The sequence below is a fragment of the Streptomyces sp. NPDC059828 genome (assembly GCF_042731955.1).
GTDB lineage: Bacteria > Actinomycetota > Actinomycetes > Streptomycetales > Streptomycetaceae > Streptomyces.
This window is the reverse complement of record NZ_JBHWIW010000009.1, coordinates 18,477-43,098: the sequence shown is the minus strand read 5'-3', so window position 1 is coordinate 43,098 and position 24,622 is coordinate 18,477. Positions and strand designations below refer to the sequence as shown.

Here is a 24,622-nt window from a genome sequence, read left to right as displayed (position 1 = left end):
ACGGCACGATGCGTATCGGAGTCCTCACCGCCGGCGGCGACTGCCCGGGCCTGAACGCAGTGATCCGGTCGGTCGTGCACCGCGCCATGACCGGCTACGACGATGAAGTCATCGGTTTCGAAGACGGGTTCAAGGGCCTGCTCGACGGTCACTGCCGGCCCCTCGACCTCGACGCCGTGAGCGGCATCCTGGCCCGAGGTGGCACCATCCTCGGCTCCGCACGCCTCGAACGCTCCCGGCTCCGTGAAGCGGCCGAGAACTGCGCCGAGTTGGCCCTTCGGTACGGCATCGACGTGCTGATCCCGATCGGCGGAGAGGGCACCCTCAGCGCTGCCCGGATGCTGTCCGAGGCCGGGATGCCCGTGGTCGGTGTGCCGAAGACCATCGACAACGACATCTCGGCGACCGACCGCACTTTCGGTTTCGACACCGCGGTGATGGTTGCCACCGAGGCGATCGACCGCCTCAAGACGACAGCCGAGTCGCACCAGCGGGTCATGGTGGTCGAGGTGATGGGACGGCACGCGGGCTGGATCGCGCTGGAGTCGGGCATGGCGGGCGGGGCTCACGGGATCTGCCTGCCCGAACGCCCCTTCGAGGTCGACGACCTGGTGAAGATGGTCGAGGAACGCTTCGCCCGCGGCAAGAAGTTCGCGGTGATCTGCGTCGCCGAGGGCGCACACCCCGTTCAGGGCTCCATGGACTACCGCAGGGGCGAGATCGACCAGTACGGCCACGAGCGCTTCCTGGGCATCGGCGGACGCCTCGCCGTCGAGCTGGAACGCAGACTCGGCAAGGAGGCCAAGCCCGTGATCCTGGGGCATGTCCAGCGCGGCGGTGTGCCCACCGCGTACGACAGGGTGCTCGCGACCCGCTTCGGCTGGCACGCCGTGGAGGCGGCGCACCAGGGCGACTTCGGCAAGATGACCGCGCTGCGCGGCACACAGGTGGTGCTGGTGCCGCTGGCGGAGGCCGTCACGCGGCTGAAGACGGTGCCGCACGACCGGGTCCACGAGGCGGAGTCGGTCTTCTGAACGGCCGGCCCGGTACCCCGGTCCTCCGGACGACCTGCAGCGTTGTCAGTGGCCCGGGATACGGTGCGCAGCACGGGGCCGGAGGGCGATCGTGAGGGCCTCGCGGCTATGGGGGCGGCCCGCACAGGGTCCCGGTATCCGGTCCGGGACCGGGGAGGTGTCGCCGATTTCTCCCCCCACGTCCGCATGCCGGTACAGGCCCGGGGCGGTGCCGGGTGTCACCGGCCGGACGGGATCCAGCGGTACTGGAGCTCGGGACGGCCGATCTGCCCGTACTGCGGACTGCGGTCCGCCCGGCCCGCCGACACCAGGTGTTCCAGATAGCGGCGTGCGGTGATCCGGGAGATGCCCACGGCGGCCCCGGCCTCGGCGGCGGTGAGACCACCGGGGGAGTCCCGCAGCGTACGCGTGACGGCTTCCAGCGTGGGGCCGCTCAGCCCTTTCGGGAGCGCGGCGGGCTGTGGCGTGCGCAGGGTCGCGAGCGCCCGGTCCACATCGTCCTGACCGGCGGCCTCGCCCGCGGCGGCGCGGAACTCGGCGTACCGGACGAGACGGTCGCGCAGGGTCGCGAAGGTGAACGGTTTCAGGACGTACTGGACCACCCCGAGCGACACACCCTCGCGGACGACGGCCAGATCGCGGGCGGAGGTGACGGCGATGACATCCGCCGCATGGCCCGCCGCCCGGAGCGACCGCAGCAGCTGGAGCCCGTGCCCGTCAGGGAGGTACAGATCCAGCAGGATCAGATCGACGGGGATCCGCTCGAGCAGCCGGTGCGCCTCGGCTCGCGAGTGGGCCACCCCGGCGACACCGAAGCCGGGCACGCGTCCGACGTAGAGCGCGTGCGCGTCGGCCGCGACGGGGTCGTCCTCGACGACGAGCACACGGACGTTCTGGGCGCTCATACGCTCACCCTCCTGACCTCGTCGGCTCTCCGGCGCGCAAGGGCAGCCGTACGGTGAACCGGGCGCCGCCGTCCGGGCCCCGGGCGATCTCCACGGTGCCGCGTCCCCGGTGCGCGGCCTGCCGTACGAGGGCGAGGCCCAGGCCCCTGCCCGGCCCCCGGGTCGACCACCCGCGCTCGAACACGGCGTCCACGTCCGCCGAGCGCACCCCCGGACCGCTGTCGCCGACGCACAGGACGAGTTCATCCCCGTCGGCGCGGGCGGACACGGTGACACGCGACCGCGCCGACGTGGACGCGGACGTACGCGGACCCGGCTCCGCCTCGCCGTCCGGTGGGTCCGGTGCCGTCGACGCCGCCTCCACCGCGTTGTCGATCAGATTGCCCAGGATGGTCACCAGATCGCGCGGCGGCAGCCAGGGTGGCAGCACCCCGTCGTCGATACGGCTGTCCTCCGTGAGGACCAGCTCCACACCGCTCTCGTTGGCCTGGGCGGCCTTGCCCAGCAGCAGGGCGGCCAGCACCGGTTCCCCGACCGCGCTCACCACGCGGTCCGTGAGTGCCTGGGCCAGCTCCAGCTCGGCGGTGGCGAACCGGACGGCCTCGTCCGCGCGGTCCAGCTCGATCAGCGAGACCACGGTGTGCAGGCGGTTCGCGGCCTCATGGGCCTGGGCGCGCAGTGCCTGGGTGAAGCCCCGCTCCGAGTCCAGCTCGCCCGTGAGGGACTGGAGCTCGGTGTGGTCCCGCAGGGTCACCACCGTGCCCCTGCGTTCCCCGCCGACCACCGGCTGGGTGGAGACCACCAGCACGCGGTCCACGGTCATGTGCAGCTCGTCCACCCGTGCCTCGTCGGCCAGCAGGGCGCCCGTGAGCCCCGGTGGCAGGCCGAGTTCGGCCGGGCCGCGTCCGACGGCGCCCGGACCGAGGCCCAGCAGTTCCCGCGCGCCGTCGTTGATCAGCGCGATCCGCCGCTGCCCGTCCAGCATCAGCAGCCCTTCGCGCAGCGCGTGCAGGGTCGCCTCGTGGTAGTCGTGCAACCGGCTGAGCTCGGCCGCGTTCATCCCGTGCGTGTGCCGCCGCAGCCGGGCGTTGACCACATACGTGCCCGCACCGCCCAGGAGCAGCGCGGCTCCCGCCATCCCCAGCAGCGCGGTGAGCTGCTGACGCACCTGCGCGCTGATCCGGTCGATGGTGATGCCCGCGCTGACGAGTGCGACGATCCTGCCGCCGTCCCGCACCGGGGTCACCGTCCGCACCGACAGCCCGAGCACACCCTCGTGCGTCTCGGAGAACGTCCGGCCGCGCAGTGCCTCGTCGGTGTGCCCGATGTAGGTGCGGCCGATCTGCTGCGGCTCCGGATGCGTCCAGCGGGTCCCGTTCGGCGCCATGATCACCACGAAGTCGACGCCCGAGTCCCTGCGGACCCGCTCGGCGTAGGGCTGGAGCGCCGCGCTGGTCCGAGCGACCCCGTTGTACGCACCCGGCGCGCCGTCCGCCGTCCGCCCGCTGCCGGCCGTTCCCGTGGTGGCCGTCCGGGCGGCGGCCGTCAGAGCGGTCGCGACGACCGACGGCGAGTCGGCCACCGCCGTCGCGGTCGCCACCGTCTGCCGCCGCGCGGTCTCCTCCGCCTGGTCCCGGTCGGTGAGATACGCGAACACGGCGCACCCGGCCACGACCGCGGCGACCAGCACGACCTGCATCGCGAAGAGCTGGCCGGCGAGGCTCCGTGGCCGGGGGCGCCGTATGTGCATGCCCGTAAGTCTGCACGGCGGGGTTGGTGTGAACGAAACGTACGCAAGGGTGACCGGCGTCACAGGGTGGTGGATAGTCACGGCAGTCCAACGGGACGTGGACATTCACCAGGCCGAGGAGGAATCCCCGTGGCAGCACCAGCAACCGCACGGCGGGACCGTACGCACTATCTGTATCTCGCCGTCATCGGTGCCGTCGCCCTCGGCATCACCGTGGGCTTCGCGGCCCCCGGCGTGGCCGTCGAGCTCAAGCCGCTGGGCACCGGCTTTGTGAACCTGATCAAGATGATGATCTCCCCGATCATCTTCTGCACGATCGTGCTCGGCGTGGGTTCGGTCCGCAAGGCCGCCAAGGTCGGCGCGGTCGGGGGGCTCGCCCTCGGCTACTTCCTGGTGATGTCCACCATCGCCCTCGGGATCGGCCTCGTCGTCGGCAACATCCTGGAGCCGGGTTCCGGCCTTCATCTCACCGAGGCCGCGAAGGCCGCGGGCGAGAAGCAGGCGGCCGGCGCCAGCGAGGGCACCGTGGATTTCCTGCTGGGGGTCATCCCGAAGACCCTGGTGTCCGCCTTCACCGAGGGCGAGGTCCTCCAGACACTGCTGGTCGCCCTGCTGACCGGCTTCGCCCTCCAGGCCATGGGCACGGCCGGCGAGCCCGTCCTGCGCGGCATCGGACACATCCAGCGCCTGGTCTTCCGTGTCCTCGCGATGATCATGTGGGCCGCTCCGGTGGGGGCCTTCGGCGCGATCGCCGCGGTGGTGGGCGAGACCGGTGTCGACGCCCTGAAGTCGCTCGCCGTCATCATGATCGGCTTCTATCTGACCTGCGCGCTCTTCGTGCTGGTGGTCCTGGGGACGCTGCTGCGGCTGGCCGCCGGGGTGAACCTGTTCGCGCTGCTCAGGTACCTGGGCCGGGAGTTCCTGCTGATCCTCTCCACCTCGTCGTCGGAGTCCGCGCTGCCGCGCCTGATCGCGAAGATGGAGCACCTGGGTGTCTCGAAGCCCGTGGTCGGCATCACCGTGCCGACCGGCTACTCCTTCAACCTGGACGGCACCGCGATCTATCTGACGATGGGCTCGCTGTTCGTCGCCGAGGCGATGGGCACCCCACTGTCGGTGGGCGAGCAGATCTCGCTGCTGGTCTTCATGGTCATCGCGTCCAAGGGCGCGGCGGGCGTCACCGGAGCCGGACTGGCGACGCTGGCGGGCGGCCTGCAGTCGCACAAGCCGGCACTGGTCGACGGGGTCGGTCTCATCGTCGGCATCGACCGCTTCATGAGCGAGGCCCGTGCCCTGACCAACTTCGCGGGGAACGCGGTGGCGACCGTGCTCATCGGCACCTGGACCAAGGAGATCGACAAGGAGCGCGTCGCCGAGGTGCTCGCCGGGCGGGTCCCGTTCGACGAGCGGACGCTGATGGACGACCATGCGCCCGCGCCCGGGGGTGACGTACCGGAGCAGCGCGAGGAGCCGGTGCCGGCGGCGCCGGTCGCGAAGGTCTGAACCCTCTGCGGGCCCCGGCGCGTCGGCGCCGGGGCCCGTCAGGGCGTTCAGACCGGGAACGAGAACACCGCGCAGGTCGTCGTCCCGTGCGCGTACAGCTTCCCGTCCTCGACACCCACGGCCCGGCACTCGGCCGTGGCCGTCGTACGGCCCACGTGCAGCGCCGTTCCCGTGACCCGCAGCGGCGGGGTGCCGGCGAAGACCGGCCGGATCAGGTTCACGTTGATCTGCGAGGTGGTGTACGTCGTCCCGGCGGGGAGCCGGCTCATCACGGCGGATCCCAGCGCCGCGTCCATCACGGCGGTGAGGAAGCCGCCGTGCACGCTGCCCATCGGGTTGTAGAGGTGCTCGCCGTGCGTGGTCTCGAAGACCGCGAGGCCTTCCCCGACCTCCAGGAAGCGGAACCCGAGCGTGCTCATGATCGGCGCCGCCGGGAAGCGGCCGTCGATCCCCGCCTGGAGGATCTCGCGGCCCGTCATCTTCAGGATGTCTGCGTCCGGCCGCACCGGCGCACCCCAGGTGTGCGTGCGGGATCGGGTGCCCGTGCGGGCCTCTCCACTGCTGGCATGCGTGCTCATGCCTGGAATCCAACCCCGGGCGGCCGTCGCGGTGGGAGTGTCGTATGCGACGCGGTTGATACGATTCCCGACATGAAAGCGGTGGTGCGGTGAAGGTGGCGGTTCTCGCGCTCGACGGGGTCTTCGGCTCCGGACTGTCCGCGATCCTCGACGTGCTGCACTCCGCCAACGCCATGCGCGGTGAGCTTCCGCAGCCGCCGCCAGAGTGGGACATCCGCACGGTGGGATTCCACCGCCGGGTGAGCACCGGGGTGGGCCACACCGTGCCGACGGAGCCGGTCGGAGCCGTCCACGAGAGCGAACTGCTGATCGTGCCCGCGATCACCGAGCGCCGCCCCGCGAGCCTGGTCTCGTACGTGTCCGGGAACGGGGCCCGCGCGGCACGGGGCCTGCTCGCCGAGGTCCGGTCGCTGGGCACCCCGATCGCCTCCGCCTGCACCGGCACCTTCCTGCTGGCGGAGTCCGGTGTGCTCGACGGGCAGCGGGCGACGACGAGCTGGTGGCTGTCACCGGTGTTCCGGGCCCGCTACCCGGCCGTCGACCTGGACGAGACGACCATGGTCACGGTGTCCGGAGGCATCACCACGGCGGGCGCCGCCTTCTCCCACCTCGATCTGGCCCTGTCGATCGTCCGCACGGCCAGCCCCGCCCTCGCGGACCTCGTCTCCCGCTACCTGGTGATCGACGACCGCCCCTCCCAGGCCGCGTACACCATCCCCGCCGCGCTCGCCCAGAGCGATCCCACCGTCGCGGCCTTCGAACGCTGGGCCCGTGAGCACCTCCACGAACCCCTGGTGGTCTCCGAGGCCGCCCGCGCCCTCGGCATCAGCGAACGCACCCTGCAGCGGGCCGTCTCCCGCACCCTGGGCACCACGCCGGTGCGCTTCGTCCAGGACCTGCGCGTGGAGCAGGCGACCCACCTGCTGCGCACCACAGCGCTTCCGCTCCCCGTCATCGCCCGCCGCGTGGGCTACGAGAACCCGAGCACCCTCCGCCTGCTGCTGCGCACCCGCGCGGGCACCACGGCCACCCATCTGCGCGGCCGAGCCTGAGTGGCGGTCAGCCTCCCGTGCCCGAAGGTGAATCCGAGATCGCGCCGCCCAGCGGGGCGCCGGACGACGGGAGCATCGGATGCCGAAGTACCTGATCCAGTCGAGCTACACCGCCGAGGGCACCCGGGGCCTGATGGCCGAGGGCGGTACGGGCCGCAAGGAGGCCGTCGAGCGGGTCCTCCGCTCGTGCGGAGGCACGCTCGAATGGATGTACTACGCCATCGGTGGCGACGATCTGTACGTCGTCGCCGACATGCCCGACGAGGCCTCCCTGGTCGCCACCTCCATGGCGGCACGCGCGACGGGCGCCGTGACCTCGCGGGCCGTACCGCTGCTGAGTCCGGAGGACATCGACGCGGCAGTCCGGAAGACGATCGACTTCCGCGCACCGGGCACCTGATCGCGGGCGGGCTGGCGGTCGGTCCTGCCGGGCTCAGTCCAGGCCCAGCAGCGCCCGTTCCCCTTCCTCCAGGACGAGCTCGGCGGCCGCGGCCGAATCCCGCACCGACTCCGGCCGACTCGCTCCCGGGATGGGGATGACCACGGGCGACCGTGCCAGCAGCCAGGCGAGTGCCACCCGCTGCGGGCTCACCCCGCGCTCCCGGGCCACCTGGTGGAAGGCGGCGAACGCCGGGTCCGGGCCCTGCCGCGAGGCGCCGTCGAGGGAGCTTCGGGAGATGCCGCCGAGAGGACTCCAGGGCAGGAAGGCCAGGCCCAGATCGGTGCACAGGCGCAGTTCCGGCTCGCTGTCGCGGATGGCCGGCGAGTAGCGGTTCTGGACCGAGACCAGCCGGTCGCCGAGGATCTCCCCGGCCTGGCGGATCTGCGCCGTGTCCGCGTTGGAGATTCCGGCCAGTCTGATCGTGCCCTCGTCCAGCAACTCCCTGATCGCGCCCAGGGATTCCTCGTACGGCACAGCCGGATCGGGCTTGTGCAGCTGGTAGAGCCCGATCGCCTCGACACCCAGCCGGCTCGCCGACTCCCGTGCGGCGCGCTTGAGATGCCCGGGGTCGCCGTTGACCGACCAGTCGCCGTCGCGGGTGCGGCCGCGGCCGCCCTTGGTGGCGATCAGCACGCCGTCAGTGCCACCGCCGTACGAGGCGAGCGCGCGTGCCACCAACTCCTCACCCGGACCGCTGCGTTCACCCGGCGGATGGTACGAGTCGGCGGTGTCGATCAGCGTCACACCGGCGTCGAGCGCCGCGTGGATCGTGGCCACCGCCCGCGCCTCGCCGGGACGGCCCTCGATGGAGAGCGGCATCGCCCCCAGGCCGACGGGCCAGACCCGCCGGTCACCGATCGCACGCCGAGTGGTCCCGACCGTCATCCCCGCACCTCCGCAGCACGCGCGCCGACGGTCTCGGCGACCGCGCGCGCCAGCCACTCCCTGCTGTCGCCGAAGCGGAAACCGAGCTGCTCCGCCCGGGAGTTGTCCATTCCGTACGAGCGCGTGAACGAGAACGGGGACAGCTCCGCGTCCCCACCCACCACCTCGAAACGGGCCGTCCCGCCGATGGACCCGATCACCGCGGCGCAGATGTCGGCCGTGCCGAGCCGCCCGTGCGCCGCCGCGTTCACCGGGCCGGTGAAGTCGGCGCGCAGCACCCAGTCCAGGAAAGCGGCGATCTCCTCGACGTACACATAGGTGGCGGTACGGTTCACGGCCGGTACGGCGATCGGCTCGTCCGCCCGGATCCGCCCGGCGTAGTGGTCGATGCGGCCGGTGAAGTCGTCGGCGCCGCCCAGCACATGGCCGACCCGCACGGCCACGTACGGGAACACCGGCCCCGCCGCGAACACGGCCTCCGCCTGCCGCTTGCCCTCGCCGTAGTGCGCCTCCCGGAACTCCGCGTCGTCCCACGGCAGAGCGAGATCCACCGCGACCGTACGCGGATCGACGGCCTCCTCGCGGATCAGGCCGGCGGAGTCCTGGTGCTCGTACACCTCGACCGTCGAGGTCATCACATAGCGGCCGGTACGCCCGGCGAAGACCCGCCGAGCGATCTCCGCCTGCCGCGGTGTGTAGCAGACCTGGTCGACCACGGCGTCGAAACTCCGCTCGCCGAGCGCCGCCGTCAGGGCCGACTCGTCGTCCCGGTCCGCGACCAGGTGCTCGGCGCCTTCCGGCGGTGCGGAGGAGCCGCGGTTGATGACGGTGACGCGTACGCCCGCGTCCAGCAGGCGCCTGATCAGCCGTTTCCCGAAGTACCGGTTGCCACCGATGACACACACATCTCGGACATCCATGTCGTCCCCCCTGTCACTCCCGTCGCCCGCTTCGCGCCGGGATCACCAGTGTTACGTTGACGGCCCGCTTGATGAAGGGGGAGACATGGGAGTTCCGGCTTCCGCGCCAAAAGGACAACGGCATTCGCGCGCAGCCGCCGAGGAAACCCCGGGGAGCTCCTTCGACCGGGTCGACCGGCACATTCTGGAGATCATCCAGGCGGACGGCCGGATCACCCTGAGCGAGCTCGGCAGGCGTGTCAGCCTGAGCCCGGCCGCCGTCGGGGAGCGGGTACGGCGGCTGGAGGCGAACGGCGCGATCACCGGTTACGGCGCGTATGTCTCACCGGCACGGCTCGGCTACGGGGTCCAGGCCTTCATCCGGGTCAACCCGTACGGGGGCTATGGCCTCAGCCACCCGCGCTCCCAGGCACTCTTCGCCAGGCCCGAGGTCCTGGAGGTCCATCATGTCGTCGGCGAGGACTGCTGGATCCTCAAGGTCGCCACGACGGACACCGTGCATCTGGAGGACGTCCTGGAGCAGACCTCAGCGCTCGGGCGTACGACGACCTCGATCGTGCTCTCCTCCCCTCTGGAGCGCCGGCCCCTGCTGCCCGCCGACCGGAGTTGACCGGCTCCGGCCGGGGGCCTTCGCCCCGTACATCGGGACAGGACGGCGCCTCGCAGCAGAGGCGGGGCCGGGGTCTCGACGGTCATGAGGTCACGCTAGGAACGCCGTTGCTCGTGCCCCATCCGTCTTCGGTCGCCGCCGGACCGACGAAAGTATGCGGCTGCCTCGAAGCATGAGGCACGAGCGGCAAGGGACATGGGCAAACAGAAATGCCCCGGCCGAATTGACGGACGGGGCATTTCTTCGCGTATATTTGATGGTTCCGTGTGCGGGCACACCAAAAACGCGGGAAACTCGAATAGCTGAACTCTATCGCGTCGGGAGCTGAATTGTCAACTGAGGAATTGCGGCAGGAACAACAATTCGTCTCCGTCGTCCATGAGCGGCTGGACCAGCTCAGGGCGGAGGCCGAGGCCGCCGCGTCCGCCGCCGTCCAGCAGAACGGGACAGGGCGTCAGGCCCGCGTCGAGCGGGACATCGCGGTGATCGAGCACTCCGCCACGCTCGCCGCGCTCAACGCCGCCGACGCCGGGCTGTGCTTCGGGCGGATCGACCACCGGGACGGTGTGACCCACCACATCGGACGCACCGGTATCCGCCGCGACGACCGCGAGCGCACCCCGCTGCTGATCGACTGGCGGGCTCCCGTGGCGCGGCCGTTCTATCTCGCGACCGGATACGCACCCATGGGCCTGCGCCGACGCCGGCACATCACCACCGAGGGTCGCACCGTCACCGCCCTGCACGACGAGATCATGGACCTCAACGACACCACCCGCACCGGGTACGAGTCGCATGACGCCGACGAGGTGCTGCTGGCCTCCCTCAACAGCGCCCGCACCGGGCGGATGGCGGACATCGTCGCCACCATCCAGGCCGAGCAGGACCAGATCATCCGCGCCCCGCAGCACGGAGTGCTCGTGGTCGAGGGCGGGCCCGGCACCGGCAAGACCGCCGTCGCGCTGCACCGTGCCGCGTATCTGCTGTACGCGCACCGGGAGCAGCTCGCCAAGCGGGCGGTGCTGATCGTCGGCCCCAACCCCGCGTTCCTCGGCTACATCGGCGAGGTGCTGCCCTCGCTCGGTGAGACGGGTGTGCTCCTCGCGACCATCGGCGAGCTGTTCCCCGGAGTGCACGCCACCGGCACCGAAAGCCCCGCCGCCGCGGCCGTGAAAGGCCGCGCCGGTATGGCGCGCGTACTCGCCGAAGCGGTCAGGGACCGGCAGCAGGTGCCCGAGAAGGACGAGCCCATCGTCATCCCGCACGACGACGGCGAGCTGATCCTCGACTGGGACATGGCCGTCGAGGCCCGCCACAAGGCCCGCGAGACGGGACTGCCGCACAATCTCGCCCGCCCCTACTTCGTCTTCCACCTCATCGACGACCTGACCACCCAGCTCGTGGACCGCATCGGCGCCGACCCCTACGGTGGCCCCAACTTCCTCGGCCCCGACGACATCGCCCAGCTCGGCAGGGGCATCGCCGCCAGCGCCGACGTGCACTCCGCGATCGCCTCGCTGTGGCCGCCGCTGACCCCACGCGAGTTCCTCGCCGGCTTCCTCGCGGACCCGGCGCATCTGGACGACGACGAGGCCGCGCTGATCCGCCGCGCCCACGGCGAGTGGACACCCGCCGACGTGCCCCTGCTGGACGAGGTGGCGGAGCTGCTGGGCGAGGACGACTCCGCCGCCCGCGCCGCCGCCGAGGCCGAGCGCTCCCGCCAGATCGCCTACGCGCAGGGGGTGCTCGACGTCTCGTACGCCTCCCGTACCTACGAGTTCGAGGACAAGGAGGATGTCGACGCCGACGCGTCCGAGGTGCTGTCCGCCCATGACGTCATCGACGCCGAGCGCATGGCCGAGCGGCACGAGGAGCGCGACCACCGCAGCGCGGCCGAGCGTGCCGCCGCCGACCGCACCTGGGCTTTCGGGCACATCATCGTGGACGAGGCCCAGGAGCTGTCCGCCATGGCGTGGCGGCTGCTGATGCGGCGCAGTCCCAGCCGCTCCATGACCCTGGTGGGCGACCCGGCGCAGACCGCGGACGCGGCGGGGTGCGGATCGTGGCGGGACATCCTCGGACCGTACGTCCAGGACCGCTGGCAGCACACCAGACTCGGGGTCAACTACCGCACGCCCGCCGAGATCATGGAGCTCGCCGCGGCCGCCCGGCGGGCGAACCACCCGGACTTCGAACCGCCGGAGTCCGTACGGTCGACCGGGATCAGGCCCTGGGCCGAACGGGTCGCCGAGGGGGAGCTGGCCGCCGCTGTGCTCGCGGCCGCGGAGCGGGAGAAGCCGGCCGAAGGGCGGCTGGCGGTGATCGCCCCGCCTGAGCTGCACGGGGAGCTGCGGGCGCTCGGCCAGGCCGCGACCGTGGACCTGACCCGCTCGGTGGTGCTGCTGGACCCGAGGCAGGCGAAGGGCCTGGAGTTCGACGCCGTGATCGTGGTGGAGCCCGGACGCTTCGGGGAGAGCGACCTGTACGTGGCGCTGACCCGCGCCACCCAGCGGCTGGGGCTGGTGCACACGGGCGAACTGCCCGCGGGGTTCGCGGGTCAGCTGGCGCGGTGAGCGCACGGGGCGAGCCGACCGGCTCGCCCCGTACGGTGATCCGGCGGGGATCACATCGGCTTCAGCCACACCGTCGCCAGTGGCGGCAGGGTGAGCGGGATGCTGGTGCGGTGCCCGTGCGCGCCCACGGGCTCGGGCTTCAGCGGCTCCACGTTGCGCACATCACCCCCGCCGAAGCGCGCGGCGTCCGTGTTCAGCACCTCCGCCCAGGCGGAGACCACGGGGGGCACGCCGAGCCGGTACTCGTTCCGCACCACGGGCGAGAAGTTGGACACCGCGAGCAGCGGGCCGCCGTGCGCGTCGAAGCGGAGGAAGGCGAACACGTTGTCCTCGGCAGCGCCGCCGTCCACCCAGGCGAAGCCCTCCGGCACGGTGTCCCGCTGCCACAGCGCCGGGGTCGCCGCGTACACCGCGTTCAGCTCGCGCACCAGGTCCCGCACCCCGCGGTGGTCGCCCGCCGAGTGGTAGGTCTCGTCCATCAGCCACCACTCGGGGCCGTGCTCGTGCGACCACTCGGCCCCCTGAGCGAACTCCTGTCCCATGAAAAGCAGTTGCTTGCCCGGGTGCGCCCACATGAAGCCGAGGTAGGCACGGTGGTTGGCCCGTCGCTGCCACCAGTCGCCGGGCATCTTCGACACCAGCGCCTGCTTGCCGTGCACCACCTCGTCGTGCGAGATCGGCAGCACGTAGTTCTCGCTGTACGCGTACACCATCGAGAAGGTCATCTCGTTGTGGTGGTACTTGCGGTGCACCGGCTCGTGCGCGGCATAGCCGAGTGAGTCGTGCATCCAGCCCATGTTCCACTTCAGCCCGAACCCGAGACCGCCGAAACCGGCCGGGCCGACATGATGGGTGGCCCTGGTGACCCCGTCCCAGGCCGTGGACTCCTCGGCGATGGTGACCACGCCCGGGCAGCGCCGGTAGACCGTGGCGTTCATCTCCTGGAGGAAGGCCACCGCGTCCAGGTTCTCCCGGCCTCCGTGCTCGTTCGGGCTCCACTGGCCGTGCTCGCGCGAGTAGTCGAGGTAGAGCATGGACGCGACCGCGTCCACCCGCAGCCCGTCGATGTGGAACTCCTCGCACCAGTACACGGCGTTGGCGACCAGGAAGTTGCGCACCTCCTTGCGGCCGTAGTCGAACTCGAGGGTTCCCCAGTCGGGGTGCGCCGCCCGCGCCGGGTCCGTGTGCTCGTACAACGGACGCCCGTCGAACTCCGCCAGCGCCCAGTCGTCACGGGGGAAGTGCGCCGGGACCCAGTCCATGATCACGCCGATGCCGGCCCGGTGCAGGGCGTCGACCAGATGGCGGAAGTCGTCCGGGCTGCCCATCCGGGCCGTGGGGGCGTAGAAGCCGGTGACCTGATAGCCCCAGGAGCCCCCGAAGGGATGCTCGGCGACCGGCATGAACTCCACATGGGTGAAGCCCAGATCCCGCACATACCGGGGCAGCTGCTCCGCCAGCTGGCGGTAGCTCAGACCGGGGCGCCAGGAGGCCAGATGCACCTCGTACACCGAGAAGGGCGCCTCGTGCACCGGGCGTTCACCGCGCTGCGCCATCCACTCCCCGTCACCCCACACATGGCGGGACACGGTCACGACGGAGGCGTTCGCGGGCGGCACCTCGGTGCGGCGCGCCATGGGGTCGGAGCGCACGGTGTGCGAGCCGTCGGGCCGGGTGATGTCGAACTTGTACAGGGCCCCCTCGCCGACCTCCGGTACGAACAGCTCCCACACCCCGGACGAGCCGAGCGAGCGCAGCGGGAAGGCGGTGCCGTCCCAGTGGTTGAAGTCCCCGACGAGCCGTACGCCCTGGGCGTTCGGGGCCCACACCGTGAAGCGGGTGCCGGCCACACCCTGGTGGTTCATCGGCAGGGCACCGAGCGCCCCCCACAGCTCCTCGTGCCGCCCCTCGCCGATGAGGTGCAGATCGAGCTCGCCCAGAGACGGGAGGAAGCGGTACGGGTCGCCGAACTCGACCGTGTTGTCCGCGTTGCCTTCGTTTCCCTCGTACCGGACCTGGAGCGAGTATTCGGGCACCTGCCGCATCGGCAGCACCCCCGAGAAGAACCCGTCGCCCTCCTCGTGCAGCTCGGCTCGCAGGCCTTTGCCGAGCACGGTGACCGACAGGGCGTACGGGCGCAGTACGCGGATCACCACCCCGCTCCGGGTCAGATGGCCGCCGAGCAGCGCGTGCGGTTCGTGGTGGGCGCCGTTCAGCAGCCGCTCGCGGTCGGCGCCGGTGAGCGGCTTGGCGGGCCGCACACCGTGGCTGCCCGTCGCGACCTGCCTGGTGGGCGGCTGTTCGGGCGCCGGCGGTCGGTCGGCTGATGTGGTGCGGTCGGCTGGTGTGCGGGGGGTCACGGGGGCGGCCTCCTAGGCGCGTTGGGGGGTGGGCAGGGGGCGGGCGTCACTGCCCGGGTCCGGCCAGCCGCTCGATCGCCGCCATGGGGACCGGCAGCCAGTCCGGCCGGTGCCGGGCCTCGTACACGACCTCGTACACCGCTTTGTCCGTCTCATAGGCCCGCAGCAGCTCGGGCTCCGCCCGGGGGTCGGTGCCCGACGCCTCCGCGTAGCCCTCGCAGTACGCCGCCCGGCAGCGGGCCGCCCAGGCCGGGTTCCAGGGCCGGTGCGAGCGGGCCGCGTAGTCGAAGGAGCGCAGTATCCCGGCGATGTCGCGGACCGGTGGCTGCATCCGGCGGCGCTCGGCGGGCGGGCGGGCCGGTTCGCCCTCGAAGTCGATCACCGACCAGAGTCCGTCGGGGGTGCGCAGGGTCTGGCCGAGGTGCAGATCGCCGTGGATGCGCTGGGCGTGTCCGCCGCCGTTCAGCTCGGCCCCGGTGATCGCGTCGAAGGCGTCGCGCAGCCCCCGTGCGTACGGCAGCAGGTCGGGCACCGCCCGTACGGCGGCGTCCAGCCGTTCGTTCATCGCCGTCGCGAGGTGCCACGTCTGCGCCCGGCTCAGGGTCATGGTGGGCAGCGCCGCGGCCAGGGCGGTGTGCACCTCGGCGGTGGCTCTGCCCAGTGCCTGCGCCTCCTCGGTGAAGTCGTCGTCGGCGGCGAGCGCCTTCAGAGCGAGCTGCCAGCCGTCCTGGGAGCCGCGCAGATAGGGCTGGAGCACTCCGAGCGTCGCGGGCTCCGGGGTCGCCGACTCGTACCAGGCGACGGGCGCGGGTACCCGTTCGCAGCCTGCGCGAGCGAGGGCCAGCGGCAGCTCCAGATCGGGATTGACGCCCGGATACACCCGGCGGAAGATCTTGAGGATGTACGAATCCCCGTACACCAATGAGGAGTTGGACTGCTCCGCGTCCAGGATTCGGGCGGGCAGACCACCGGTCACGGGCACCGTCTGGTCGAAGCGCAGCGTGCCGAACCGGCCCGGGGTGCGCAGCCGCTCCAGAAGCAGCCCGGCGAGCCGCGGGTCGTGCAGCCCTTCATAGACGGTGCGGCCGGCCAGCGGGCCTTCGTCCATCTGGCCGATCAGGGCGGCGGCGAGATGGGGCGGCAGCGTCGTACGCACCCCGAGCAGCAGCTGGTAGCAGTCGGCGCTCTCACGGCCGGCCGCCTTGCCGCCGGCGGGGCCGGGGTGCTGGACGCGGATCAGCAGATGAAGCAGTCCGGGGCTGGTCGAGTCGACCGGCAGCAGTTCGGCGGCCGACACCAGGGAGAAGCCGGCGACCGGGCGCCCCTTGCCCGCGAACCAGCGCTGCCGGGGCAGCCACCGGTGGAGCAGGGGGGTGAGTGAGGGAAGCAGAGCCACGGGGGTCCGGGTGGATGCAGCCTCCGACATGGCATCGCGTCCTTTCCCCGGGCACACCACAGGATGCGAAGAGTGTCCCGGATTGCGGTAAATATAGGCTGTCCGGGCTGTGCGTGGGGGTCCCCCCGCCGAAGGAGGGGGGAATGTCGAGCGAGGATGGTCCGTACGGACTCGGTGCGTCGGTACGGACGTGGATATGAAGGGGAGCGTGCCCCGTGCGGGGCGATGCAACCGCCCCGCACCCGAGATGGCATGTGCCTCGGTCACACCTGCTTCGGCATGGTCCCCTTGGCCGGGGCCTCACGGTCCTTGACCTGCGTCGCCGTGTCCTTCGCCGGCTCCTTGCGCAGCCGGAACCAGTAGAAGCCGTGCCCTGCCAGGGTCAGCAGATACGGCCACTCACCGATGGCGGGGAAGCGCACCCCGCCGATCAGCTCCACCGGATGGCGGCCGTTGTAGCGGCGCAGATCGAGCTCCGTCGGCTGGGCGAACCGCGAGAAGTTGTTGACGCACAGCACCAGGTCGTCGCCGCCCCCGTCGGTGGCCGGCATCTCCCGCAGGAAGGCCAGCACCGCGGGGTTCGACGAGGGGAGCTCGGTGTAGGAGCCGAGCCCGAAGGCCGGGTTCTGCTTGCGGATCTCGATCATGCGCCGTGTCCAGTGCAGCAGCGACGACGGCGAGGCCATCGACGCCTCGACGTTGGCCACCTGGTAGCCGTAGACCGGGTCCATGATGGTCGGCAGATAGAGCCGCCCGGGATCGCAGGAGGAGAATCCGGCGTTGCGGTCCGGGGTCCACTGCATCGGTGTGCGCACCGCGTCCCGGTCGCCGAGCCAGATGTTGTCGCCCATCCCGATCTCGTCGCCGTAGTAGAGGATCGGAGAGCCGGGCAGTGACAGCAGCAGGGCCGTGAACAACTCGATCTGATTGCGGTCGTTGTCCAGCAGCGGGGCGAGCCGGCGCCTGATGCCGATGTTGGCGCGCATCCGCGGGTCCTTGGCGTACTCCGCGTACATGTAGTCGCGCTCTTCGTCGGTGACCATTTCGAGGGTCAGCTCGTCGTGGTTGCGCAGGAAGATGCCCCACTGGCAGTTGTCCGGGATCTGGGGGGTCTTGGCCAGGATCTCGGAGACCGGGTAGCGCGACTCCCGCCGTACCGCCATGAAGATCCGCGGCATCACCGGGAAATGGAACGCCATATGGCACTCGTCGCCGCCCGCCGAGTAGTCCCCGAAGTAGTCGACCACGTCCTCGGGCCACTGGTTCGCCTCGGCCAGCAGCACCGTGTCCGGGTAGTGGGCGTCGATCTCCTTGCGCACCCGCTTCAGGAACTCGTGGGTCGCCGGGAGGTTTTCGCAGTTGGTGCCCTCCTCCTGGTAGAGGTACGGCACGGCGTCGAGGCGGAAGCCGTCGATGCCGAGGTCGAGCCAGAAGCGCAGGGCCGCGAGGATCTCGTCCTGGACCACCGGGTTCTCGTAGTTGAGGTCCGGCTGGTGGGAGAAGAAGCGGTGCCAGTAGTACTGCTTGCGGACCGGGTCGAAGGTCCAGTTGGAGGTCTCCGTGTCGACGAAGATGATCCGGGCGTCCTGGAACTGCTTGTCGTTGTCCGCCCAGACGTAGTAGTCGCCGTACGGCCCTTCCGGATGCTTCCGGGACTCCAGGAACCACGGGTGCTGGTCGCTGGTGTGGTTCATGACGAAGTCGATGATGACCCGCATGCCGCGCTGGTGCGCGGCGTCGACGAACTCCACGAAGTCGGCGAGGTCACCGAAGTCGGGGAGCACGGACGTGTAGTCCGCGACGTCGTAACCTCCGTCACGGAGCGGGGACTTGAAGAACGGTGGCAGCCACAGGCAGTCGACGCCGAGCCACTGGAGGTAGTCCAGCTTGGATGTGATGCCCTTGAGGTCGCCGATGCCGTCGCCGTTGCTGTCGTGGAAGGACCGTACGAGCACCTCGTAGAACACCGCGCGTTTGAACCAGTCGGGGTCCCGGTCCTTGGCGGGGGTGTCCTCGAAGAGGTCGTGGACGGGCTCGTTGACGATCATGATGTGGGTGACCCTCCGGTCGGCGGGGACGGTCGCAGGACCACGATGTGCGCAGGCGTGACGCCCGGCTCGAGGCGCACATAGGCGGCCCTGCCCCAGTGATAGGTCTCGCCGGTGAGCTCGTCGCGCACCGGTACGGTCTCGTGCCAGTCGAGGCCGAGCTCCGGCATGTCAAACGAGACCGTTGCCTCCTGGGTGTGGTGGGGGTCGAGATTGACGACCACCAGAACGGTGTTCGAACCGGAACGCTTGCTGTAGGCGATCACGGCGTCGTTGTCGGTGTGATGGAAGTGCAGGTTCCGTAGTTGCTGGAGCGCGGGGTGGCGGCGCCTGATCCGGTTGAGCTCGGTGATCAGGGGCGCGATGCTGCGGCCGTCGCGTGCCGCCGAGTCCCAGTCCCTGGGCCGCAGTTGGTACTTCTCCGAGTCGAGGTACTCCTCGCTGCCCGGCTTCAGCGGGGTGTTCTCGCACAGCTCGTACCCCGCGTAGACACCCCAGGCGGGGGAGAGGGTCGCGGCGAGCACCGCCCGTGCCTCGAAGGCCGGGCGGCCGCCCTCCTGGAGGTAGGCATGCAGGATGTCCGGGGTGTTCACGAAGAAGTTGGGGCGCATGCAGGCGGCGGCCTCGCCGGTGAGCTCCGTCAGATACTCGGTGAGCTCGTGCTTGGTGTTCCGCCAGGTGAAGTACGTGTACGACTGCTGGAAGCCCACCGCGGCCAGGGTCTGCATCATCGCCGGCCGGGTGAAGGCCTCGGCCAGGAACACGACATCGGGATCCCTTCGGTTGATCTGCCCGATCACCGACTCCCAGAAGACCACCGGCTTGGTGTGCGGATTGTCGACACGGAAGATCCGCACACCGTGGGCCATCCAGTGCCGCAGCACCCGGACGGTCTCCCTGACCAGTCCCTCCATGTCCTGGTCGAAGGCGATCGGATAGATGTCCTGGTACTTCTTCGGCGGGTTCTCGGCGTAGGCGATGGTGCCGTCCGGGCGGTGGTGGAACCACTCGGGGTGCTTCTCCACCCAGGGATGGTCGGGGGAGCACTGGAGCGCGAAGTCCAGGGCGACCTCGAGCCGCAGCTCCCGGGCGCAGCGTACGAAGGCGTCGAAGTCCTCGATGGTGCCGAGGTCCGGGTGGACCGCGTCATGGCCGCCTTCTGGGGAGCCGATCGCCCATGGCACCCCGACATCCCCGGATCCTGCCTCCAGGGTGTTGTTGGGGCCCTTGCGGAAGGTGGTGCCGATGGGGTGGATGGGTGGCAGATAGACCACGTCGAAACCCATCGCAGCAATGGCCGGAAGGCGCTGGGCCGCTGTCCGGAAAGTGCCGGAAACCGGCCTTCCCCGCTCACCCTGCTCCAGCCGCGCGCCCTCGGAACGCGGGAAGAACTCGTACCACGAGCCGAACAGTGCGCGGTGGCGCTCGACCTGGAGCGGCAACGGGTCGCTGGAGGTGACCAGTTCGCGCAGCGGATGGCGCGCGAGCACCTCGGTGACCTCCGGGGCGAGCGCGGCGGCCATCCGCTCCCCGGGATCCCTGCTGTCGTCCCGCAGTGTGTCGGCGGCAGCCAGCACCGTCTCCCGGCCGTCCGTCTTCGGCACGCCGGCGGCGGCACGTTCATGCAGCTCGGCGCCCTCGGCGAGGACCAGCGCGGTGTCGATCCCGGCGGGGATCTTGATGCCCGCGTACCGGCGCCAGGTGGTCAGCGGATCGCTCCAGGCCTCGACCCCGTACGTCCAGCGGCCCTCGCAGCGGGGGGTCACGTCGGCGCCCCAGCGGTCGGTGCCGGGGGCCAGCTCCCGCATGGGGGTCCAGGGGCCCGGGCGCCCGTGCGGGTCGACCAGGACCACGTTGGCGGCCACCGCGTCGTGGCCTTCCCGGAAGACGGTGGCGGAGACCTGGAAGGTCTCCCCGGCCACCGCCTTGGCGGGCCTTCTGCCGCGGTCGACGAGGGGGCGTACGTCCAGGACGGGAATGCGGCCAATCAGCGGGTTCACGGCATCACCTGGGGGCTGAGCGGGCGTGGCTGGTCGGGGGGCGGGGTCCGCTGCACGGGGTGCGGAGGTCTTCGGGTGGGCGTTCTCTGCGCGGGTGGTGTTCGTGCGGGTGCTGTTCTTTGTAACCGCTCGGTCGACGACTGGCGGGCTGCGGGCATGGCCGCTCCTGTCCGCGTTCACTCGAATAGCTGCGTGGTCGCTGTGTGGGGAAGCGCGCGCCGGTGCGTACCGGGGGGAGCCTTCCCCATCCTGTGGTTGCTTAACTACTAGGAGTCAGCGGAGGGGACAAGAACCCCGACCGGCCCGCAAGCCCTGGGACACGGGCGGGCCGGACCCCGGCCGTGCCCGGAAAACACGACGCACCGCCCGGGGGCGGAAGCCCCCGGGCGGTGCGCCGGATGGTTGTCGCTGAGGTGCTGTCAGCCGACCTACGGGAAGGTCAGCTTGAAGTTGTTGATGTACCCGGTGTCGTATCGGGCGACGTCCTGGACCTTCAGGCCCCAGGTGCCGTTCGCGACCTCGCTGGACGCGTTCACCGTGTAGGTGGCGACCACGTTGTCCGCCGAGTCGCTGCCGCTGGAGTTCTTCAGCCGGTACGTGCTGCCGTCCGGGGCCACCAGGTCGATGACCAGGTCACCGCGCCAGGTGTGGACGATGTCGACGTCGACCTTGAGGGCGGACGGCGCGTTGCCGGTGATACCGGAGACGGTGACCGGGGACGTGGCGGTGCTCAGGTCGGGGATGTTCACGTTGGCGGAGTTCTCGAAGGTCTTGCCGGTGCCCGGGTCCCCGCCGCCGTAGCGGGCGCCGACGTTGATGCCGGCCCAGGCGTTGGTCACGGCCTGCGTCTCGGCGCTGGTGGCGCCGTACAGCTCGGTGGCGACGGCGATGGTGCCGGTGCGCGCGGCCGCGTAGTTGGTCGTCGAGTTGAACTTCGTGGTGAGCGCCTTGAACCAGATCAGGGACGCCTTGTCACGGCCGATACCGGTGACCGGGAGGCCGTCGGAGGTCGGCGAGTCGTAGTTCACGCCGTTGATGGTCTTGGCGCCGCTGCCTTCGGAGAGCAGGTAGTACCAGTGGTTCGCCGGGCCCGAGGAGTAGTGCACGTCGATGCCGCCGAGGCCCGAGTACCAGGCGTCCTTGGAGGCGCCGTCCTTGCTCGGCTTGTCCATGTAGCGCAGCGGGGTGCCGTCGCCGTTGATGTCGATCTTCTCGCCGACGAGGTAGTCGCCCTTGTCCTGGGCGTTGTTGGCGTAGAACTCGACCGCGGCGGCGAAGATGTCGGACGTCGCCTCGTTGAGACCGCCGGACTCACCGCTGTAGACAAGCTTCGCGGTGTTGGCGGTGACGCCGTGCGTCATCTCGTGCGCGGCCACGTCGATCGACGTCAGCGGCTTGGCGTTGCCGGAGCCGTCGCCGTAGGTCATGCAGAAGCAGCTGTCGGACCAGAAGGCGTTGACGTAGCCGCTGCTGTAGTGGACCCGGGAGTACGCGCCGACGCCGTCGCCCTTGATGCCGTTGCGACCCTGCACGTTCTTGTAGTAGTCCCAGGTGAGCGCCGCACCGTAGTGGGCGTCCGCACCCGCGGTCTCCATGTTCGAGGCGGTGCCGTCGCCCCAGATGTCGTCGGCGCCGGAGAACAGCGTGCCGGTGCCGGACGTACCGCGGTTGAGGTTGTACGTCTTGTGGTTGCCGCGCGTGGTGTCGGTCAGGGTGTACGAGGGCGCGGTGCCGAGCGTCACCTGGCCGCTGTACTGGGTGTTGCCGGTACCGGTGTTGATGGCCTGCCACTCGAAGAGCTTCTTGCCGGTGGCGGCGTCGGTGACGACATGCAGCTCGTTCGGCGTGCCGTCGTGCTGGAGCCCGCCGACGACCGTCTCGTACGCGAGCACCGGCTTGCCCTGGCCCATCCAGACCACCTTGCGCGGGGCGCGGTCGGCGGTGGTGTTCTTCGAGCCCTCGGCACGGGCTGCGGAGACGGCCTGCTTCACGGCGGTGGCCGGGGCGACATCGGCAGTGGTGCCGACGTTCTTGAGCGCCGACGGGGAGGCCTTGATGACCGACTCGGTCTTCCCGGCCTTCGTCTCGGCGACCACGAGGTCGCCACCGAGCACGGGCAGCCCGGCGTAGGTGCGCTCGTACCGTGTGTGGGTGGTGCCGTCGCGGTCCTGGGCGACATCACGGACGACGAGCTTCTCCTGGGCGGTGAGGCCCAGTTCCTTGGCGGTCGCCGCGGTGGTGGCGGTGGCCTTGCTGATCAGCTCGGCCCGCTGGGCGGGGGTGAGCTGCGCCGGCAGCGCGCCGGTGTTGCGGGCCAGGGAGGTCTGCTTCGCGGCTGCGGCCTGGTCGCCAGCGGCGGTGGCGGAACCGGCCTGGACTCCGACGGTGAGCAGGGCCGCGGTGGCGAGCAGCGCGCCGGTGGCCGTGGCGCGGCGGCGTCTGGGCATGGGTCTCACGCGAGACTCCTTCTGCGAGGGGGGTACCGGACGGCTGGGTAGGCCGTTCGGGCAGAGCAGCAAGAGCACAAGAGCTGTGAAAGCTGTGGAGCTGCGGTGCATGCAGAGCGTTCGGAGCATGTGGTGAGTGGATCGGGGGAAGCGTGGCAGGTATCAGGCTCTCCTGTCAGGAGCGCGTCAAAAGATTGGCCGGAAACCGTCCGTTCCCCGAAATGTCATGTTCGTTAAGCGGACGTTTCAGCGGTGATCACCGTCAGGCCATCGAGGCAGGTCGAGGGGCTCCAATGCCCTCGATGGCACGGTGTGTTGCCCGGCCCGGTCCGAATGGCGGGCAGAGGGTACGCGCCACCTGGCACCGGAGCCTCTTCGAGTGGCTCAATTCCTGCCGGGTGACGGGCGGTACGCCGGCGCCGGGTCGGCGTCAGGCCCCGGTGGCCGCGTCCCGGGGATCCACCCAGAGCGCCTGGGACACCGCGCACAGCTCCCCGTTCGCCGTGCTCACGGCGACGGCCATGGTGTGCTTGCGGCCCGACTCCGAGAGCAGCCAGGCGTACGAGATGTACCGCTCGCCGGCCATCACCGGCCGCAGCAGCGTCCCCGTGAGCGTGGCCGTGACCGCGCCTGCCTGTTGTGTACCCAGTGCCCGGCCCGCTGCATTCCCCGGGCAGTCGAGGGCGCCCCACACAAGCTCGGCGGGAAGCGTGCCGTCGTCCGACGCGAGGGCCGGGGACGGCACCCACGCGGTCGCCACCAGATCCCGCCCGGGGACCGGAGCGCAGTGCTGGCGCAGCCCACGCTCCGGCGTACGGTCCGGGCCGCAGCCGAAGCAGTCCACGCTCCCCGGTGGCGGGTCGGCGCGATACGCCTCGGCCGCGGCGAGCGCCTCGTCCCAGGAGGGGGCGTCCGGCACATCGAGTGAGACCCCGTCGACCGGGACCGCCGTCGCCAGCGGCTTCCCCGATTCCCCCAACTCGGCGCCCCCGCCGCCCGTCACGGCGATCCGCACCCCAGACCCCACGGGCACCGGGCCCCGGAAGTCCACCCGTACGGCCTTCGCTCCCGAGCGCTGTGCCAGCACCCCCGCGACAAAGCCACCGAAGGCCATCCCGGGATAGCCGCTGTACAGCGGCGGCACCACGATCACATCAGTCGTCATGGCGCACACTCCACCACACCGTGGTGCGGACGCCCGCGGGATGATCCTCGTGGTGGTCGTGGTGGTCGTGGTGGTCGTGGTGGCAGTACGCGTTGGTCCGGGGCGGTGCTGTCGCGCCATGGGGTACCGGCGCGAGCGGGCCAACGGGAACGGGGGTGCCTCTCCGACCATTGGTCCGCGAGGCACCCCCGTTCTCAACCGGCGGGGTGGCGGAACCGATCGCGTTTCCGCGTCGCTCCGCCACCTGTGTCACTCCGCCACGACCTCCAGGAAGTAGTCGCGGGTCTCCGGGGTGAACGTCAGCTGTGCCCAGTCGGTGAGCGCGGTCATGAGCCGCTCGTCCAGCGGGTAGACGTCGACGAACTCATCGAGGGGCACGCCGACCAGCCGCGCAAGCCGTTCGGAGCCGACGGCGGAGACATCAGTCTCCTGCTCGACGGTTTCGGAGACGCTGCCGTAGCCAACGACGAGGTACCTCACTTCTGCACCTTCCGGGTGGGGTCGCGGGGCTTTGTCTGAGCCCCGGTCTCGGGGTCGAACTCACCCACGTGCTTTCCGTTCTTGTTGTACTTCTCCACCTTGCCGTGCTGGGAGTCCCACTCGTAGATCTCCCCGGACTTGGGGTCCTTCCAGCGCTTGCGCATACCGCCGCCACCCTGCACGGGCGTCTTGGGCGTGGCGCGCGTCGCGTTGGGGAAGGCCGGCAGGTTGTTCGGCGCCGGCACCCGCTGGCCGTGGGACTGCGGGCCGTTGCGCAGTGCGTAGAGCCTGCTCTGGGCGTCCGCGATGGCGTCGTTCAGGCCCTGGCCCATGCGGCTGGCGCCGTCGACACTGGTATACGCGCCCCCGACGACCAGCGTGGTGCTGGCCGCGATGGCCGGGGCACCGGCCAGGCAGCCCACTCCGGTGATGCAGAGCGCGCCGCCCGCGATGTCACCGCTGGCACCGCCCACC

At 70.7% G+C, this 24,622-nt stretch carries 19 protein-coding genes; 6 read left to right on the top strand and 13 right to left on the bottom strand.

Annotated features, from left to right (window positions below; all coding sequences use genetic code 11):
* Positions 1-8 precede the first annotated feature (8 nt).
* Positions 9-1,034: an ATP-dependent 6-phosphofructokinase gene (locus tag ACFV6V_RS07940; protein WP_385560712.1), complete on the top strand. Its 1,026-nt coding sequence runs from the start codon at positions 9-11 to the stop codon at positions 1,032-1,034.
* Positions 1,035-1,252: 218 nt separating this feature from the next.
* On the opposite strand, the gene ACFV6V_RS07935 is transcribed toward ACFV6V_RS07940, so the two are convergent.
* Together ACFV6V_RS07935 and ACFV6V_RS07930 are read right to left on the bottom strand one after the other, a co-directional pair.
* Positions 1,253-1,939, bottom strand: a complete 687-nt coding sequence (locus tag ACFV6V_RS07935; protein ID WP_385560709.1) for a response regulator — start codon at positions 1,937-1,939, stop codon at positions 1,253-1,255.
* A 4-nt stretch (positions 1,940-1,943) separates the two neighbouring features.
* On the bottom strand, positions 1,944-3,689 hold the full coding sequence (locus tag ACFV6V_RS07930) for an ATP-binding protein (protein ID WP_385560706.1): 1,746 nt from the start codon (positions 3,687-3,689) through the stop codon (positions 1,944-1,946).
* Between the two features lie 129 nt (positions 3,690-3,818).
* Between ACFV6V_RS07930 and ACFV6V_RS07925 the strand changes: the two genes are divergently transcribed.
* Positions 3,819-5,192 carry a cation:dicarboxylate symporter family transporter gene (locus ACFV6V_RS07925; RefSeq protein ID WP_385560704.1) on the top strand — a complete coding sequence of 458 codons (1,374 nt, stop codon included), beginning with the start codon at positions 3,819-3,821 and terminating at the stop codon, positions 5,190-5,192.
* Positions 5,193-5,239: 47 nt separating this feature from the next.
* On the opposite strand, the gene ACFV6V_RS07920 is transcribed toward ACFV6V_RS07925, so the two are convergent.
* The gene (locus ACFV6V_RS07920) at positions 5,240-5,770 is read right to left on the bottom strand and encodes a PaaI family thioesterase (RefSeq protein ID WP_385560701.1); all 531 of its coding nucleotides are present in this window, start codon (positions 5,768-5,770) and stop codon (positions 5,240-5,242) included.
* Positions 5,771-5,865: 95 nt separating this feature from the next.
* Between ACFV6V_RS07920 and ACFV6V_RS07915 the strand changes: the two genes are divergently transcribed.
* Both ACFV6V_RS07915 and ACFV6V_RS07910 read left to right on the top strand, forming a co-directional pair.
* Positions 5,866-6,822 (top strand): GlxA family transcriptional regulator, encoded by a 957-nt coding sequence (locus ACFV6V_RS07915; RefSeq protein WP_385560699.1) that lies wholly within the window; start codon positions 5,866-5,868, stop codon positions 6,820-6,822.
* A gap of 79 nt (positions 6,823-6,901) precedes the next feature.
* Positions 6,902-7,222 (top strand): GYD domain-containing protein, encoded by a 321-nt coding sequence (locus ACFV6V_RS07910; RefSeq protein WP_385560697.1) that lies wholly within the window; start codon positions 6,902-6,904, stop codon positions 7,220-7,222.
* Positions 7,223-7,255: 33 nt separating this feature from the next.
* On the opposite strand, the gene ACFV6V_RS07905 is transcribed toward ACFV6V_RS07910, so the two are convergent.
* The gene (locus tag ACFV6V_RS07905; RefSeq protein ID WP_385560694.1) at positions 7,256-8,149 is read right to left on the bottom strand and encodes an aldo/keto reductase; all 894 of its coding nucleotides are present in this window, start codon (positions 8,147-8,149) and stop codon (positions 7,256-7,258) included.
* Complete coding sequence (locus ACFV6V_RS07900) at positions 8,146-9,069, bottom strand: NAD-dependent epimerase/dehydratase family protein (protein ID WP_385560692.1); 924 nt, start codon at positions 9,067-9,069, stop codon at positions 8,146-8,148. Before ACFV6V_RS07900 ends, ACFV6V_RS07905 begins: the two co-directional genes overlap by 4 nt.
* Positions 9,070-9,154: 85 nt before the next feature.
* Here ACFV6V_RS07900 and ACFV6V_RS07895 point away from each other — a divergent pair, with 85 nt between their 5' ends.
* Together ACFV6V_RS07895 and ACFV6V_RS07890 are read left to right on the top strand one after the other, a co-directional pair.
* Complete coding sequence (locus ACFV6V_RS07895; protein WP_385560689.1) at positions 9,155-9,679, top strand: Lrp/AsnC family transcriptional regulator; 525 nt, start codon at positions 9,155-9,157, stop codon at positions 9,677-9,679.
* 329 nt (positions 9,680-10,008) lie between these two features.
* Positions 10,009-12,252, top strand: a complete 2,244-nt coding sequence (locus ACFV6V_RS07890; RefSeq protein WP_385560686.1) for a HelD family protein — start codon at positions 10,009-10,011, stop codon at positions 12,250-12,252.
* Positions 12,253-12,302: 50 nt separating this feature from the next.
* Here the strand turns inward: ACFV6V_RS07890 and glgB are convergent, their stop codons facing one another.
* The 8 genes from glgB to ACFV6V_RS07850 all read right to left on the bottom strand — a co-directional run bounded on the left by glgB (position 12,303) and on the right by ACFV6V_RS07850 (position 24,480).
* Positions 12,303-14,513 (bottom strand): 1,4-alpha-glucan branching enzyme, encoded by a 2,211-nt coding sequence (glgB, locus tag ACFV6V_RS07885; RefSeq protein ID WP_385561038.1) that lies wholly within the window; start codon positions 14,511-14,513, stop codon positions 12,303-12,305.
* 145 nt (positions 14,514-14,658) lie between these two features.
* The gene (locus tag ACFV6V_RS07880; protein ID WP_385560683.1) at positions 14,659-16,038 is read right to left on the bottom strand and encodes a maltokinase; all 1,380 of its coding nucleotides are present in this window, start codon (positions 16,036-16,038) and stop codon (positions 14,659-14,661) included.
* A 233-nt stretch (positions 16,039-16,271) separates the two neighbouring features.
* The gene (gene treS, locus ACFV6V_RS07875; RefSeq protein WP_385560680.1) at positions 16,272-18,056 is read right to left on the bottom strand and encodes a maltose alpha-D-glucosyltransferase; all 1,785 of its coding nucleotides are present in this window, start codon (positions 18,054-18,056) and stop codon (positions 16,272-16,274) included.
* On the bottom strand, positions 18,053-20,047 hold the full coding sequence (locus tag ACFV6V_RS07870) for an alpha-1,4-glucan--maltose-1-phosphate maltosyltransferase (RefSeq protein ID WP_385561035.1): 1,995 nt from the start codon (positions 20,045-20,047) through the stop codon (positions 18,053-18,055). Before ACFV6V_RS07870 ends, treS begins: the two co-directional genes overlap by 4 nt.
* Before the next feature lie 437 nt (positions 20,048-20,484).
* On the bottom strand, positions 20,485-22,503 hold the full coding sequence (locus ACFV6V_RS07865; protein WP_385561032.1) for a M4 family metallopeptidase: 2,019 nt from the start codon (positions 22,501-22,503) through the stop codon (positions 20,485-20,487).
* A gap of 430 nt (positions 22,504-22,933) precedes the next feature.
* Positions 22,934-23,668, bottom strand: a complete 735-nt coding sequence (locus ACFV6V_RS07860) for a PaaI family thioesterase (RefSeq protein WP_385560677.1) — start codon at positions 23,666-23,668, stop codon at positions 22,934-22,936.
* Between the two features lie 249 nt (positions 23,669-23,917).
* Positions 23,918-24,148 (bottom strand): hypothetical protein, encoded by a 231-nt coding sequence (locus ACFV6V_RS07855; RefSeq protein WP_385560674.1) that lies wholly within the window; start codon positions 24,146-24,148, stop codon positions 23,918-23,920.
* A complete protein-coding gene (locus tag ACFV6V_RS07850) occupies positions 24,145-24,480 on the bottom strand; it encodes a colicin E3/pyocin S6 family cytotoxin (RefSeq protein WP_385561029.1) in 336 nt (111 codons plus the stop codon). Before ACFV6V_RS07850 ends, ACFV6V_RS07855 begins: the two co-directional genes overlap by 4 nt.
* Between the last annotated feature and the right edge of the window lie 142 nt (positions 24,481-24,622).